This is a genomic window from Prochlorococcus sp. MIT2302 (assembly GCF_059772385.1).
On record NZ_CM186285.1, the window covers coordinates 860,692 to 875,255 of the forward strand.

The window sequence follows — 14,564 nt, forward strand, 5'->3', positions numbered from 1 at the left end:
AAGCTCCATATCCATGATTATAAAAATCATGGATTCTTAATATATAAAAAAAATTAATATTTAGATAAAAATTCTATCTAATTTTCTTCTAATCAATATTAGACCTCTCCAGGTGCAAAAAATCTGACAACGATAGTGCCTTTTGTCTTTAGCTATTGTATATAATGTACATTGCATAAGGAAGCTAACCGTTATGGATACCCTCAACAGCGCAGTAGTGGCATATATCCATTACTTAAGTTTTATGCTTTGTTTCGGGGCTCTGGTTTTTGAAAGAATTAGTTTAAAAACAGCCCCAAATAGAGAAGAAGCCATCTCTATGGTTGCTGCAGATATAGTTTATGGAATTGCTGGTGTAGCTCTTTTAATAAGTGGTATATATAGAGTAATAAAATTTGGTCAAGGTTCAGACTTTTATACCCATAACCCTATATTTTGGACAAAAATAATTGTTTTTACTTTAGTCGGTTCTTTATCTTTATATCCAACAATTACTTATATTTTATGGGCAATCCCATTAAGCAAAGGGAAACTACCAGATGTTACTGTTAATTTGGTTGCAAGATTAAGATTAATATTAAATATCGAGTTATTTGGCTTTTCATTGATACCTTTTTTTGCATCATTAATGGCAAGAGGGATAGGAACAAATTAAGTCAATCTAAAAATATTTTAGATTGACTTAATTTATATTTTTTCTTTAATATCCGAAAAATAGACAGCCCCCAGAAAAGCTACTAGTAACGAAATTGATAATATTTAAGAAAATATGCTTTACAAGAAATCGAAAGAATATATAAATTTTTCATCAGAAACAAGGAGTTCAAAAATAAAAAAAACAAGCTAAACCAAATTAATTAAGACAATGGAACAAGTTTGAGGAAGAAAAGTACAATATGAACTTTTCCACATTTTCTTGTTTTACAAATATTGCAGAATGTTTTGTCTGGGATTTTTAACAAGAACAAAGTCATGTATCAAGAGATACTAATAACGTGAGACCAATTGCAGCAGTGGGGTTTTCGACGAAAGCTACTTTGTTTGTAATTTATCCACTTATAGAATTGCCATCACCGCGATTGAGAAAATTTAAAGTTTGTGAATTTGTGGAAAAGTGGAAAACTCTATTAAAAGACTCCACAATTATTCATATCGCTATCAGCTTTTAATTTAAAAAATTAATCAATTCAAACCTTTTCACCGAGCAATAAACAACCTTAACTCAAAAGAAAAGAAATGCGTGCATATAGTCATTCTAGTATTTCTAGCTCAATTCTTCTTTTGTCGTCCACATCACTTGATAAATCTAATCTCTTTTCTAGACGATAAATAGTTTTAAATTAGAAAACTTAGATAATCTCATTACAAATAAAGTTTCAAAAAAAAATTTAATGCACATAACTTTCTAAACAAGCTTAATTAAAAACTCAAATTAAAAATTTTCATATTAAAATATTATTTTTAGAATTAATAAATATTTTATTGATTATTAATTATTTACCTTTTTCAGCTTACTTTAGTCCTGTAGAAGTTTAATCTGAGTAATGGTTTTCTTATGCATAATCCTTTATCGCTTTATTTAAATAAAGACTGGACCTTTCAATTAGTTCATATAGAAGGAGGAATTGATATAGAGTCAAAAGGATCAGGGATTCTTAGAAGAAAGACTTACTTTCCCACAGAAAATCTATAAAATGCAGCTGATAATTTAGTCTATGTTGAAGATAAGAATAGAAAATCCATATTCAAGCATTGGAAGTCTAAAAAATAATTAATTATTAGTTCGTTATGAAAATAGACTTAAGTTTTTCGCCAAACTGCGGCCAACTTTCCTTGAATGAGTACTCGTTCAGCATCAATTTCTATAGGCTCATAAGCTGAATTAGCAGCTTCTAGGCGAACTGAGCTCCCATCACGAAAAAAATGTTTCAAAGTAGTCCCTAATCCTGGGACAAGTGCACTTACAACAGTTCCGTTTCTCAAACCAGAAGGATCATTAACCGGTTCAATTAAGACAATATCTCCGTCGGCAATAAATGAATCAATCATTGAATCTCCATTTACCGTCAAAGCAAAAAGTCCTTTTAATTGAAGGACTGAATTCAAGTCCAGAGTTTCCTGTACATCATCAAAAGTCTCAACCAGCCCTCCTGCAGCTATTGAACCCATAACAGGCACCCCAGAGATACTTTCTTCTATCAATTGAAGGGTTCTTGCCTGACCTTCTTGCCATTTTATCCAACCTTTTTCTTGTAAATGTCTTAATCTGCTTTGTATTGGTGCTGGAGATCTTAGCCCCATAGCTTGCATCATCTGCCTTATGGAAGGACTATGGTGCTGATCATCAATAAAATTGACAAGCCAGTCATATAATTCTTGCTGAGCAGTAGTTAGAGCTTCACCTGGCATTTGGATAAATCAAGTACATATGTCCTCCAATACATATGTACCTAATTTGTACCATAATCGCAACCCTAAAGGCCTCCAAGTTGAGCAGCAAGCAAAGCTTGCTGAACATGAAGGCGATTCTCTGCTTGTTCAAAGACATTACTATTTTTGCTCTCAATAGCCTCTTCTGTAATTTCTTCTCCTCTATGCGCCGGCAAACAATGCAAAATAATTACCTCCTCATCGGCAAGACCTATTAATTTTTGGTTGACTTTATAATTTTCAAAAATTTCTTTCCTTTTTAATTTTTCTTCCTCTTGCCCCATGGATGCCCAAACATCAGTGTAAATAACTTGGGCTTCCTCTACTGCAATTGAAGGATCATTACTAATAGATATCTTTGCACCAAAATTAGAGAGAGATTTGGCTTTCTTTACCATTTCAGGGTCAGCCTCAAATCCATCTGGGGAACAAATTCTTACATTGACTCCCAGCAATGCCCCGCATATCATCAATGAATTGGCTACGTTGTTTCCATCTCCAATGTAAGAAAGATTTATTCCCTTAAGCTTCCCAAATTTCTCTTGAATAGTTAAATAGTCAGCTAATGCCTGACAAGGATGCTCAAGGTCAGTCAAGGCATTAATTACAGGAATAGTTGACCACTTAGTATATTCTTCCAACTCTTGCTGAGAAAAAGTTCTAATTGCGAGGACATCACAGTAGCGGCTCAAAACCCTAGCGGTGTCTTTGATGAGTTCACCCCTACCAAGTTGTGTCACTTGGGGATTCAAATCAACAGTCTGACCCCCAAGTCTCGCCATAGCAACTTGGAAACTAACTCTTGTTCGAGTGGAGGCTTTTTTGAATATCAAACCAAGTACTCTATTTCCTAGGTCTATTCTTCTATTTCCTCTTTTGAGCTGTTTAGCTAATTCAAATAAAGATAAGATTTGATCAGTATTTAAATCAGCTGAGGAGAGAAAATGGTTTTTACTAAAGGAACCTAAAGTAGAAGCTAAGCCTTTAAATGCTGAAGCCACAAAAAAGCCTCAAATATCCTTTATCGGAGATAAAGGATATAAAAGTCAAGTTTTTAATTTAAAACCTTTTCGGGCATGACACTGTTTGAAAGCATTTCTTTAAGCTCATCCCCCTCTATTACTTCTTTCTCAAGGATCTGTTGAGAAATATCTTCTAAAAGGGAAAGATTATTCTTAAGAATATTTAATGCATTTTCATGCGCATCATCGACCAAACTTCTAACTTCTTTATCTATTGCTTGAGCTGTAGCGTCACTTAACTCTCTTCTGGGATTGTTATTACCACCAAGGAATTGTCCTCCTCCTTGCTTGTCATATGCCAGAGGTCCCAAGATATCACTCATACCATAAGTTCCTACCATTTGCTCTGCCAAATCAGTAGCTCTTTGCAAATCATTTGAAGCACCTGTAGTGATTTTTCCAAAAATTATTTCCTCTGCAGATCTTCCTCCAAGAAGTGTTGCTATTTGACCTTGCAACTCCTCTTTCGAATTTAAAAATCTTTCCTCAGTAGGTAATTGAAGGGTATAACCTAGAGCACTCATACCCCTAGGAACAATAGAGATTTTTGCAACTTTGCTACCACCAGGCATCAAATGACCAACTATTGCATGACCAACTTCATGGTAAGCGACAATCTTTTTCTCATCATCTTGCAAAACACGGCTTTTTTTCTCTAATCCAGCAACAACTCTCTCGATTGCTTCATTCAGATCTTGTTGTTCAACTGATGTTCTTTTGCCTCTAGCAGCCAATAAAGCAGCTTCATTAACCATGTTGGCTAAATCAGCACCAGCAAAACCACTAGTTGCTTGAGCAATTCTATCTAAGTCGATCTCCTTAGAAAGCTTAACCTTCTTGGTATAGATTTCTAAAATTGTTTTCCTACCAGATAAATCTGGTCTATCTACAAGTACTTGTCTATCAAACCTGCCTGGACGAAGCAGGGCTGCATCTAGGACTTCAGGTTGGTTAGTGGCAGCTAAAACAATGACGGGCTTATCAGTTGAAGCGAAACCGTCCATTTCAGTTAAGAGTTGATTAAGGGTTTGTTCTCTTTCATCATTTCCTCCAACAACACCCATTGAACCCGACCTACTTTTACCAATAGCATCAAGTTCATCTATGAATATTATGCAAGGTGCTTTTTTCTTAGCTTGTTCAAATAAATCTCTAACTCTTGCTGCACCAGCCCCAACAAAAAGCTCGACAAATTCCGAACCAGAAATAATGAAAAACGGTACTTCTGCTTCACCTGCCACAGCCTTGGAAAGAAGGGTTTTGCCTGTTCCGGGAGGTCCTACTAACAAAACACCTTTAGGAATTCTTGCACCAATGTCTGTATACCTCTGGGGCTTTTTGAGAAAATCGACTATTTCAGTAAGCTCATCTTTAGCTTCATCTACACCAGCTACGTCTTCGAAAGTAACTTTTGATTCATCATCTGGCACATAGACCTTAGCCTTACTTTTGGTGAAACTGAGAGCACCCTGAGCTCCTCCACCTCCCATGCTTCTACGAGCAAAAAATTGCAAGACAAGAATGAAAATGAGTGGTGGGACTACCCAACTCAAAATAGTGGTAAAAATGTTTGGTTTTTTTGGAGGCGCAGCTGCGAACTCAACGCCTTTACTTTCTAATCTCTGTGGGAGATCCATATCAAAGATTGGAGTTGTAGCAAGAACTGATGGAGCTCCTTCCTCTGCTGTAGAGAGTTCATATCTAATTTGATCTTGAGTTATGTAGGCACGCTTGACTTCACCATCATCAACTTGGTTGATAAAAAGGGAGTATGGAACTCTGGGAACTTGTGTGTTTGGGCTTGGGAAAAAGCTACTGAAAAGGAGAAGTGCTCCAAAACCTATAAGAACTAAATTAATTATTCCAAAACGTCTATTTGGTTGATTTTCGTCTTGTCGTATTGGCATTAGCAATAACTTGATTAGTACCAAGTTAAACAACTTTCATACCAAATCGAAATCTTCAACTGGAGGGAGATCCGAACGAATATCTATTTATACAAAATTAAAGCCCTAAATAAGTAGTCTCCAACAAAGATCTTCTCCTTTTCGTTCTAAATGAGATTGTTGCAATTTGTAGGTGGAATTTATTGATTCAAATCCAAAACTGTTAAGAGGAGTCATTGCAGACTTGCCCCCTATGAGTTTTGGTGCCACAAAAACTACTAACTCCTGTACGCAATTAGACTCAATTGCACTTGTAGCAAGATTTGGGCCACATTCCCAAAGAATTTTGTTACAACCTTTATGCGAAAGTGCTGACATCAATTCGGATGGATCATCCGAATTGAGTCCCAATTTTTCTGGACCATCTGGTAAATCTGAAAAAAAAGCTTCATCCCCCTTTGGCCCATAAGCAATTATTGTTCTCGCTATTTGCGTATCCCAAAGTTTTGCAGAATGTGGCAAATCCAAAGTTCTAGAAAAAACAACTCTTAAAGGTTCAAAATTTGACAATCCTCTTGAAGTCAAAAGAGGATTGTCGGTACGAACTGTTCCTCCTCCAACTATTACTGCATCACACTTAGATCTGATTTGATGAACCGAATTCCTCGCCGGATAATCCGTAATCCACTTACTACAACCATTTGGCAATCCAATTCTTCCATCCAAACTCATTGCCCATTTAAGAATTCCCCAAGGACGTCCATGGCGCACTCGAAAACTAAATTCTCGATTAATCGCTTCACATTCATGATTCAAAACCCCCTCGATAACTTCAAGTCCAGAATCTTTTAATCTTGTAATTCCATTCCCTGAAACTCTTGGATCAGGATCGACCATCCCAATTACAACTTTTTTTAAACCTGCTTTTGTTATTGCTTCTGTGCAGGGAGGCGTTAAACCTTGATGACAACAAGGTTCTAAAGTGACAACGATTGTGCCATCAACCGACTTCTTTCCCGCTTGAGCAAGTGCTTCTATTTCGGCATGAGGGTTCCCCGCTCCTGAATGAAATCCCTCTCCAACAAGTTCTCCACTCGAATCCAGCACAATTGCTCCAACAAGAGGATTTGGGCTTGTCCTGCCCTCTGCTAATAAAGCGAGTTGAATTGAGCGTCTCATCCATGGCACCCATATTTTTTGATCCTTGGACAAATTATTCATTTTCATTCAGCCAATGATCTCCATTCACTTACTAGGTATGGAGGGACTGGTAAATCATTTATCAATCCAGGTAATCTGAGTCTCAAGGGTCTATTTTTATCTAACTCAGCAATCAAAATGCTTAAGTCAAATTCCGCAGCAGAATCATTCAAAACTTGAAAGTTTTTACTATATTTTGTTATGTCTTTTAAATACCAAGTTTTCCTACCTGAATTAACTAACAAATTAGTTGGATGGTCAATCCTTAATGAGCCTGGATAGCCCACAATTCTTAAAATCAATTTCTTGGAATCACTTGAATTTGGATAGACAATAATTTGCCAATTTTGGTAATCCAAGTCTTTGAGGCTCTCTAAGCTTCTTTTAATCTCTTTTTTCTGATCATTTAAATAAACTTTTGAATCTGCATAACTTTTATTTGCGTTAGCAAACAAAATACAACAAATTAAAAGACAAGAAATTATCGAACGAACTAAATTAAGAAATCCTTCCATTACCAATATTGTAATCTTCTGATTCAAGTAGTGCATCTAATGCTATTGCTGAACGGACTAATGACTGATATTTCTTAATGATACGTTGATTACGTTCAACTATTTTGGAAGGATCATATTTTTCTGATTGCTTAATAGGATTTTCAAAGACTTGAGCACCATCGTCCATTAATTCTAAATCTTTTTGCTGCTTAATCAGAGCTATCAAAATTTCATGCAGACGGGATCTTCTCTTTAGTTGCTCCTCAGCTTCATTTTTTTTAAGATTCACAAATCTTTTTAGACTAACTATTGAAGTTTTAGTTGATTTTCATCGAAAAAATAGTAAAGCTATAAAAAAGAAATTTTTCTAAGTCCATTTATTTAAACCATGCTTGATGAGTCAAAGCAGATACATGCCATAGGAATTGATACTTCAAATGCTGAGAGTTGTTTTGAAGCTAAAAAAAAACAAATTTTCAAAGCGGAGAGGATAACTGGACCACAAAGAATTTTAGATTCGTTCAAAACTTGGTTAAACGACAACAATATAAAAAAAGATAAGTTTGAGTTCATTGCAACTGACAAACTAAATGACTTTATAGATGTATTAAGAAAGGAAGAGAAAAAAACAATTGTTTTTTCTGGGGGTGATCCTCTTTGGTTTGGAATTGGTAGATTATTAATTCAAAACTTTCCTTTATCAAAACTTTATTTTGAGCCTGCAGCGACATCTTTCCAACTAGCTTTTTCAAAACTTGGCAAACCTTGGCAAAATACAAGTTGGATTAGTCTTCATGGAAGAGATCCGCTTCCATTTGAAAAAGCAATTAAAAAACTTCCTTCTTCACTTGTTGTTTTAACTGACTCAAATAGAGGCGGTGCTAAAGAGGTATATCAATTACTTCAATCGCTAGAGCTAGAGAGGAAATATGAATTTTGGACTTTTGAAAGGCTTGGCTACCAAAATGAAAGAATCATAAAAATTAATTCAATTGAGGATTTCCCAACGGATATAGATCCGTTGCATCTTGTTATTCTTTTTGAAAAAGAAAAGCCGGAAATAGATTCAAATACTTTACCTTTATTTGGAATTGAAGATTCAGTTTTTCTTCAAAATCCAGATTGTCCTGGGTTAATGACCAAAAGAGAAATTAGAGTTCAACTTCTTGCCGAACTCAATCTCCCAAAGCAAGGAGTACTTTGGGACATAGGTAGTGGGGTCGGAAGTATTGGTTTGGAGGCATTAAGGATATCTCCCAATCTAAAACTAGTATCAATTGATAAAAGGATTGGAAGTAAAAATATAATTCAAGAGAACGCAAAAAGGACGGGCGTAGTTCCATCTTTAATCATAGAAGATGAAATATTAAATGTGTTCAAAGAAAAAAAAATATTGCCTAATCTTCTACATCCAGACAGAGTTATTATAGGAGGTGGTGGATCAAGCTCACATTTAATTGTTGAAGAAGTATTGAAGTTAATAAATAGTTATTGTATAATAATAATCCCTTTAATATCTTTAAAATCTATATCAAAATTAGAGTCGATTTTGAAGCCTAAAGTCCACAAATTATCTATTAGTCAACATCAATCATATAGAGGTGTAAGTATTGGAGAAGATATAAGATTATCTCCTTTAAACCCTGTTTTCATTTTGAAAGGTGAAATCCAATAATTCTTATCTCTTATCAGGCTTTGCAACGTGTGGTAGACCCCAACCTAGTTTATTTCTGAGAACTTCAAAGAATTCATGATCAGAAAGTCTAATAAATTTAACTGGATGATCACTTTTTCTAATCAAAACTCGATCTTCTGGCCACACATAACAACCTGCACTCCCATCAACAACCATCATCAATCGTTCAGGAGTAGCAGGGAAAACTGTTACTGGCTCTTCATCACTGAATACAAGAGCTCTTGATGCAAGCGAATGTGGAGATATCGGGGTAAGTTGCAAAACCGGACAATCAGGAGTAATTACTGGTCCCCCCGCACTAAGTGAGTAAGCAGTTGAGCCTGTAGGAGTAGAGAGGATTACACCATCTGCAGAAATATCAACAGGAGCATGTCGGCCAACAGAAATCTCAAAATGACACATGCTTGTCATAGGTTCTCTATGCAATGCCATTTCATTCAAACAAAGGGCTTCCCATCGGCATTGATCTCCTCTCATAACACTTACAACTAGACTGGTTCTTTCCTCAATATTCCATTGTCTTGAAGCTAGATGTTTGAAAATTTTATCTATATCTGAAAGGTAGGCCTCCGCTAAAAAGCCTAAATGTCCTGTATTAATTGCGAGGATAGGAATTCCCATTGGTGCAGTTTGTCTTGCTGCAGATAAAACAGTGCCATCACCACCTAATACAACTGCAAGCAAAATTGAAGAATCAAAACCATCAGGAATACAAGAGTTATATCCTTGTGAACTCATATATTGATCGGGGTTAGCAAAACCTAATAGCCCCCCTGAGCTACTAACTCTGATAACTTCAAAGCCACAATCCACCAGTCTTTTTTGAAAAGTTTTTGCTGTCTTGACAGCAAGCTCTTTCCCGTCATTAACGATCAGTCCTACTCGGGGCACCGATCATACTTACAAACAATTTTTCGATATTAGCAATTAAATTGTGAATTATATTTATTTAATACAATAAAAAATTTAATTCTAAAAAAATTTAAATTTAGAATTGTTCTAAAAATCTAAGATCACTTGTGTATAACTTTCGAATATCGTCTACACCATGTCTGACCATGCAAAATCTCTCAACTCCGAGTCCAGCAGCAAACCCACTATATTTTTCTGGATCAATTCCTAATCCCTCTAAAACAGCTGGATCAACCATTCCACAACCCATAACCTCTAACCATTTTCCTCTCCATTGAACATCAACTTCCGCGGATGGTTCTGTAAATGGAAAATAACTAGCTCTGAAACGAATAGGTAAATCTCCAAAAAACGCCTTTAAAAAGGCCATTACGGTTCCTCTCAAATGGCTAAAGTTAATATCCTCGTCAATTGCTAATACCTCTATTTGATGAAAAACAGGAGAATGAGTTGCATCAACAGCATCTCTTCGATAAACACGACCAGGAGAAACTATTCTTACAGGGGGCTTCTTACTTTCAAGAGATCGAATCTGCACAGGGGAAGTATGCGTTCTTAAAAGATTTTCACCTCCCAAATAAAAAGTATCTTGCATATCTCTAGCTGGATGATCAGGCGGTATATTTAGTGCCTCAAAATTGTAGTAATCATTTTCTATCTCAGGACCTTCTGAAACTTGATATCCAAGACCTAAAAATAGATCAATTATTTGCTCAGTAGTTGTTATCAAGGGGTGCCGATGTCCTTGAGAAATACCATTTGGAGGAGCAGTAACATCTATAGTTTCTTCTATTAGTATCTGATTTAGGGCTTGAGCTTTTAAGATTTCAAGCTTTTCCTTTATTAAATCTTGCAATTGATTTTTTAACACGTTCGCTCTTTGACCAATTAAAGGTCTTTCTTCGTTTGAAAGATTTTTCATCCCTCCCAATAGAAGTGAAAGTTTCCCTTTCTTTCCTAGAAAACCCAACCTCAATTTTTCTATTGATTCAGAACTTTCAGCTGCATCAATCTCTTTTGCAGCCTCGATTTCTAAAATATCTAGCTCATTAGTGAGCTGTTTTAGGGATAATGTTGAACTCAATGAATTCCAATCTCGAGTATTAGTTTAATCGTCACAAGTCAAATTTCTAAAAAACCAATAGCTAAAAAATGAAACCATTAAGAATTTTAATTAGTAATGATGATGGAGTTTTTGCAGAAGGGATAAGAACACTTGCCTCGTCTGCAGCGAACAGAGGTCATAAAGTTACTGTTGTTTGTCCAGATCAAGAAAGATCAGCAACTGGACATGGATTAACTTTACATTCGCCAATACGAGCTGAAAGAGCAGACGAATTATTTGGGGAAGGAATTAAGGCTTGGGGCTGTAGTGGTACTCCAGCTGATTGTGTGAAACTCGCACTTAATGAAATTCTTGATCAAAAGCCAGATTTAATCCTTTCTGGAATAAATCATGGCCCAAATCTTGGTACAGATATTTTTTGCTCAGGGACTGTTGCAGCTGCACTTGAGGGGACTTTGGATGGGATCCCCTCTATTGCAGTGAGCATTGCAAGTTTTCAATGGAAAAGTTTTAATTTTGCTGGAAAACTAGCCTTAAATATCGCTGAGAAAGCACTTGAACAAAACTGGCCAAAAAATTTACTCCTAAATTTAAATATTCCCCCTTGTGAAGAAAAAGAGATGCGGAAATTGGTTTGGACACGACTTTCAATCAGGCAATACGAGGAGCAATTCATTCGTCGGGTTGACCCAAGAGGGAACACCTATTTTTGGATGGCTGGTGAGGCTGTAAAAGATCTCCAATCAGCTGGCGATGGACCTCAAGTCTGGCCAAGTGATGTATCTCAAATAGCCTTAAACTCTCCTTCTCTAACCCCTATTCAACCTGATCTTTTTTGGAGAGGTGATTTAGATAATTTACCAAAACTCATATAAAACTCATTTTTTCCTATAAATCCTCTGCAACAACCACAAAGAAAAAATCAAACCTATTAAATGAGCAAATAAAACTTGTGTATTACTCAAAACAGAGAGCATTTCTAAAGAGGTAATTGGATAATTTTCCATTGCCCTCATTCCTGCACCTATTGATATTCCAGGAGCTTGCATTGAGGCTTGAACAAATAAAGCACCTGCCAAGGATTGATATCCAACCGACGAAAAAACTAATCCCACCAAATCGACAATCAAACCTCTCTTGAGTAATCGGCTAGTTTCTCCACGTCCCGGTCTTGCCTCACTATCGAGGGATCTCCCAGTCTTTACGATCAACCACCCTTGCCAAAGGCTAAATAGCAATAAAATAAAAGCCAATGTCGTGAGAGACAAACCTGGACCTAGTCCCAGTGCTCGCTCTGAATTTCTGGCTAAACTACTTCCAACATTATTGAACAACAAAACGCCCACTACTACGACACCCAAAATTGTTTGAATCCAAAATCGAATCCAACCAATTCTTCTCATTCCCAAAGAAAGCAATTGAAAGTCACGTTGATCTGCCATCACGATGAATAAGGCGATAGTCCGAATTTGCCATCTAAGCACAAAAATTGCACGCTTATCTTGATCCCTCTCTATGCTCCTGAAAACGCGAAACTACCAACTGCACTGGCTTTGGGTAGTTTCGATGGCCTACATTTAGGTCATAAAAAAGTAATAAAAGCTATCTTAAAAGAACCTATTGGGATCCCAACAGTTGTTAGCTTCTGGCCTCACCCTCGCGAAATTCTTTTTGGAGAATCAAGATTGAGATTGGATTTACCTAATGAGAAAACATCTTTACTCGAGCCACTTGGAATAGAGCAATTAGTTTTAGTTCCATTTAATAAAACTCTTGCCTCTAAAAGTGCTGAGACATTTGTAAATGAAATTCTCGTAAAAACCCTTCAAGCTAAACACATATCAGTTGGGGAAAATTTTAGGTTTGGTCGTAACAGAGAAGGTGATGTTTCTACTCTGAAGAGAATTGGAGCATCTCTAGGAATCAAAGTTTCCATCATTCCAATTCTTGAAGATCATGATGGAAGACTAAGTAGTAGCAGGATACGCAAAGCACTGAAAGAAGGTGATTTAAAACATGCCAAATATTTATTAAACCGTCCATATAGCTTCACCGGAACGGTTGAGAAAGGTAAGGGTTTAGGTAAAAAAATTGGATGGCCAACTGCAAATTTAAAAATAGATGGGCGAAAATTTCTTCCATCATTGGGGGTTTATGCAGCTTGGGCCTCCATAACAAACGAACAAGAACGTTTCTTAGCTGTCATGAATATGGGACCTCAACCCACTATCGATCCAAGCTCATTATCAGCAGTAGAAGTTCACCTAATAGATAAAGATATCAACCTTTTAGGACAAGAATTAACTATTGAACCAGTACAAAGAATTAGGCTTCAAAAAAAGTTTGAGAATATTGAAGAACTTAGCAAACAAATAAATATTGATGCCATATTGGCAAAAGAAATTTTGACAAGCAGCCTCTTAATTTAAGTAATTGCGGGATAAGCATTAGATAATCCCCACACAACAAATAGACCTATGCCACCTAGCAAAAAAACGCCCCAAATAAGCACAGCCATATTGTTCTCAGAATCATTTTCCACAATACAATTTAAATGCATATCATCTAATAAAGGATGACATGAAATCAATGTCTGTCACCCCTCCCTCTGACAATCGTATTGCTCAATTGATTGACGCGAACCTTGATCGGGCTAGGGAAGGACTTCGAGTTATGGAAGATTGGTGCAGATTTGGTCTAAAGAGGAGTGATTTTTCTATTAAAATAAAAGATTGGAGGCAACAATTAGGAGTCCATCACCACAATATCTATAGAAAAGCAAGACTTACCTCAAACGACCCAGCCATGGGAGTTTCACATCCGTTACAAAAAATCAGATCTACTCCAAAGGCTGTATTTATTGCAAACTCATCCAGAGTTCAAGAAGCCTTGCGAGTAATTGAAGAATTTACTCGCTTAACAGATCCGAAGCTTTGTGAAATTGCCACCAAAATTAGATACGAAACTTATGAGATCGAGATAAAAGTGATTAATTCGACTGAAGGTATAGAGAAAAGATTAGCCTTAAAAGATTGTTCCGTATATTTAATTACTTCAAACAGGAAAAACCTCGAAGAGATAGTTCTTGAAGCTCTTAAAGCCGGTGTAAAGATAGTTCAATACAGAGAAAAGTTTTTACATGATTTTGAAAAAATTTCTCAAGCGAAATGCATAGCTTCTCTTTGCAAAAAATACAACTCACTTTTCATAGTTAATGACCGAATCGATATCGCCCTTGCTGTTGATGCTGATGGGGTTCATTTAGGCCAAGAAGACATTCCAACAAAAATCGCAAGAAAGCTTCTAGGGGATGAAAGGATTATTGGTCGAAGCACGCACTGCCTTGAAGACATAAAAAATGCAGAAGATGAAGGCTGTGATTATATTGGCATTGGGCCAATTTTTCCCTCTGAGACAAAGAAACAACTTAATCCAATTGGAATTGACTACCTTCGAAAGGGATCAACTCAGACTACCCTACCGTCATTTGCTATTGGTGGAATCAATAGCTCAAACATAAAAAAATTAAACCAGGTTAATAATCTACGTATCGCAGTTTCAGAGGCAATCATTAATTCAAATGACCCCTTTTCAAAAACTGAAGAGCTTCTTAAATTCTTAAAATGAACTTGAAAATTAACGGAGAAACTAAAACTGTTGAAAACACCGAAGCAAACTTGCTATTAGAGGGTTTGCTTGAATACCTAGGATACAGACCCCAATTAGTTGTTGTTGAGTTAAATGGTGTGATTATCAACCCAAAAGATTGGGTCAATACAAAAATAAAAAATGGCGATTGCCTAGAGGTTGTGACAATTGTTGGCGGCGGTTCCTACAGTTAATTAATTCCGACAT

General features: G+C 36.4%; 15 protein-coding genes. 6 read left to right on the forward strand and 9 right to left on the reverse strand.

All coding sequences use genetic code 11. The features are described from left to right. The first annotated feature begins 193 nt into the window (after window positions 1-193). A complete protein-coding gene (locus tag AC6EI2_RS05140) occupies window positions 194-655 on the forward strand; it encodes a DUF2214 family protein (RefSeq protein WP_498463317.1) in 462 nt (153 codons plus the stop codon). A gap of 1,145 nt (window positions 656-1,800) precedes the next feature. Here the strand turns inward: AC6EI2_RS05140 and lexA are convergent. The 6 genes from lexA to AC6EI2_RS05170 form a co-directional block, all read right to left on the reverse strand. Further along, window positions 1,801-2,409, reverse strand: coding sequence for a transcriptional repressor LexA (gene lexA / locus AC6EI2_RS05145; RefSeq protein ID WP_498463318.1), 609 nt, complete (start codon window positions 2,407-2,409; stop codon window positions 1,801-1,803). A gap of 65 nt (window positions 2,410-2,474) precedes the next feature. Next, complete coding sequence (argF, locus tag AC6EI2_RS05150) at window positions 2,475-3,431, reverse strand: ornithine carbamoyltransferase (protein ID WP_498463319.1); 957 nt, start codon at window positions 3,429-3,431, stop codon at window positions 2,475-2,477. 53 nt (window positions 3,432-3,484) lie between these two features. Next, window positions 3,485-5,359, reverse strand: a complete 1,875-nt coding sequence (gene ftsH / locus AC6EI2_RS05155) for an ATP-dependent zinc metalloprotease FtsH (protein WP_498463320.1) — start codon at window positions 5,357-5,359, stop codon at window positions 3,485-3,487. Between the two features lie 105 nt (window positions 5,360-5,464). Further along, window positions 5,465-6,559, reverse strand: coding sequence for a bifunctional diaminohydroxyphosphoribosylaminopyrimidine deaminase/5-amino-6-(5-phosphoribosylamino)uracil reductase RibD (gene ribD / locus AC6EI2_RS05160; RefSeq protein WP_498463321.1), 1,095 nt, complete (start codon window positions 6,557-6,559; stop codon window positions 5,465-5,467). 2 nt (window positions 6,560-6,561) lie between these two features. After that, the gene (locus AC6EI2_RS05165) at window positions 6,562-7,053 is read right to left on the reverse strand and encodes a DUF3122 domain-containing protein (protein ID WP_498463322.1); all 492 of its coding nucleotides are present in this window, start codon (window positions 7,051-7,053) and stop codon (window positions 6,562-6,564) included. Further along, window positions 7,037-7,324: a DUF8678 family protein gene (locus AC6EI2_RS05170; RefSeq protein ID WP_498463323.1), complete on the reverse strand. Its 288-nt coding sequence runs from the start codon at window positions 7,322-7,324 to the stop codon at window positions 7,037-7,039. The genes AC6EI2_RS05165 and AC6EI2_RS05170 overlap by 17 nt, the downstream gene beginning before the upstream one ends. A gap of 99 nt (window positions 7,325-7,423) precedes the next feature. Between AC6EI2_RS05170 and cbiE the strand changes: the two genes are divergently transcribed. Continuing rightward, the gene (cbiE, locus tag AC6EI2_RS05175) at window positions 7,424-8,710 is read left to right on the forward strand and encodes a precorrin-6y C5,15-methyltransferase (decarboxylating) subunit CbiE (RefSeq protein ID WP_498463324.1); all 1,287 of its coding nucleotides are present in this window, start codon (window positions 7,424-7,426) and stop codon (window positions 8,708-8,710) included. A 3-nt stretch (window positions 8,711-8,713) separates the two neighbouring features. Here cbiE and AC6EI2_RS05180 read toward each other — a convergent pair whose 3' ends face one another. Then, a complete protein-coding gene (locus AC6EI2_RS05180) occupies window positions 8,714-9,622 on the reverse strand; it encodes an NAD(+) kinase (protein ID WP_498463325.1) in 909 nt (302 codons plus the stop codon). 97 nt (window positions 9,623-9,719) lie between these two features. Beyond that, window positions 9,720-10,727 (reverse strand): phenylalanine--tRNA ligase subunit alpha, encoded by a 1,008-nt coding sequence (gene pheS / locus AC6EI2_RS05185; protein ID WP_498463326.1) that lies wholly within the window; start codon window positions 10,725-10,727, stop codon window positions 9,720-9,722. 68 nt (window positions 10,728-10,795) lie between these two features. Here pheS and surE point away from each other — a divergent pair, with 68 nt between their 5' ends. Beyond that, window positions 10,796-11,584, forward strand: coding sequence for a 5'/3'-nucleotidase SurE (gene surE / locus AC6EI2_RS05190; RefSeq protein ID WP_498463327.1), 789 nt, complete (start codon window positions 10,796-10,798; stop codon window positions 11,582-11,584). A gap of 3 nt (window positions 11,585-11,587) precedes the next feature. On the opposite strand, the gene AC6EI2_RS05195 is transcribed toward surE, so the two are convergent. Beyond that, window positions 11,588-12,151, reverse strand: coding sequence for a DUF3611 family protein (locus AC6EI2_RS05195; RefSeq protein ID WP_498463328.1), 564 nt, complete (start codon window positions 12,149-12,151; stop codon window positions 11,588-11,590). 27 nt (window positions 12,152-12,178) lie between these two features. On the opposite strand from AC6EI2_RS05195, the gene AC6EI2_RS05200 reads away from it, so the two are divergent. The 3 genes from AC6EI2_RS05200 (at window position 12,179) to thiS (ending at window position 14,551) form a co-directional block, all read left to right on the forward strand. Next, window positions 12,179-13,138 carry a bifunctional riboflavin kinase/FAD synthetase gene (locus AC6EI2_RS05200; RefSeq protein WP_498463329.1) on the forward strand — a complete coding sequence of 320 codons (960 nt, stop codon included), beginning with the start codon at window positions 12,179-12,181 and terminating at the stop codon, window positions 13,136-13,138. Between the two features lie 151 nt (window positions 13,139-13,289). Continuing rightward, window positions 13,290-14,336: a thiamine phosphate synthase gene (locus AC6EI2_RS05205; protein ID WP_498463330.1), complete on the forward strand. Its 1,047-nt coding sequence runs from the start codon at window positions 13,290-13,292 to the stop codon at window positions 14,334-14,336. Further along, on the forward strand, window positions 14,333-14,551 hold the full coding sequence (thiS, locus tag AC6EI2_RS05210; RefSeq protein ID WP_498463331.1) for a sulfur carrier protein ThiS: 219 nt from the start codon (window positions 14,333-14,335) through the stop codon (window positions 14,549-14,551). The genes AC6EI2_RS05205 and thiS overlap by 4 nt, the downstream gene beginning before the upstream one ends. Window positions 14,552-14,564 lie beyond the last annotated feature (13 nt).

What these genes read in the sequence shown, in the direction of transcription:
- AC6EI2_RS05140 (WP_498463317.1), top strand. Translation starts at nt 194, where the DNA reads ATGGATACCCTCAACAGCGCAGTAGTGGCATATATCCATTACTTAAGT.
- lexA (WP_498463318.1), bottom strand. Translation starts at nt 2,409, where the DNA reads ATGCCAGGTGAAGCTCTAACTACTGCTCAGCAAGAATTATATGACTGG.
- ftsH (WP_498463320.1), bottom strand. Translation starts at nt 5,359, where the DNA reads ATGCCAATACGACAAGACGAAAATCAACCAAATAGACGTTTTGGAATA.
- ribD (WP_498463321.1), bottom strand. Translation starts at nt 6,559, where the DNA reads ATGAATAATTTGTCCAAGGATCAAAAAATATGGGTGCCATGGATGAGA.
- AC6EI2_RS05165 (WP_498463322.1), bottom strand. Translation starts at nt 7,053, where the DNA reads ATGGAAGGATTTCTTAATTTAGTTCGTTCGATAATTTCTTGTCTTTTA.
- cbiE (WP_498463324.1), top strand. Translation starts at nt 7,424, where the DNA reads ATGCTTGATGAGTCAAAGCAGATACATGCCATAGGAATTGATACTTCA.
- surE (WP_498463327.1), top strand. Translation starts at nt 10,796, where the DNA reads ATGAAACCATTAAGAATTTTAATTAGTAATGATGATGGAGTTTTTGCA.
- AC6EI2_RS05195 (WP_498463328.1), bottom strand. Translation starts at nt 12,151, where the DNA reads ATGGCAGATCAACGTGACTTTCAATTGCTTTCTTTGGGAATGAGAAGA.
- AC6EI2_RS05205 (WP_498463330.1), top strand. Translation starts at nt 13,290, where the DNA reads ATGAAATCAATGTCTGTCACCCCTCCCTCTGACAATCGTATTGCTCAA.
- thiS (WP_498463331.1), top strand. Translation starts at nt 14,333, where the DNA reads ATGAACTTGAAAATTAACGGAGAAACTAAAACTGTTGAAAACACCGAA.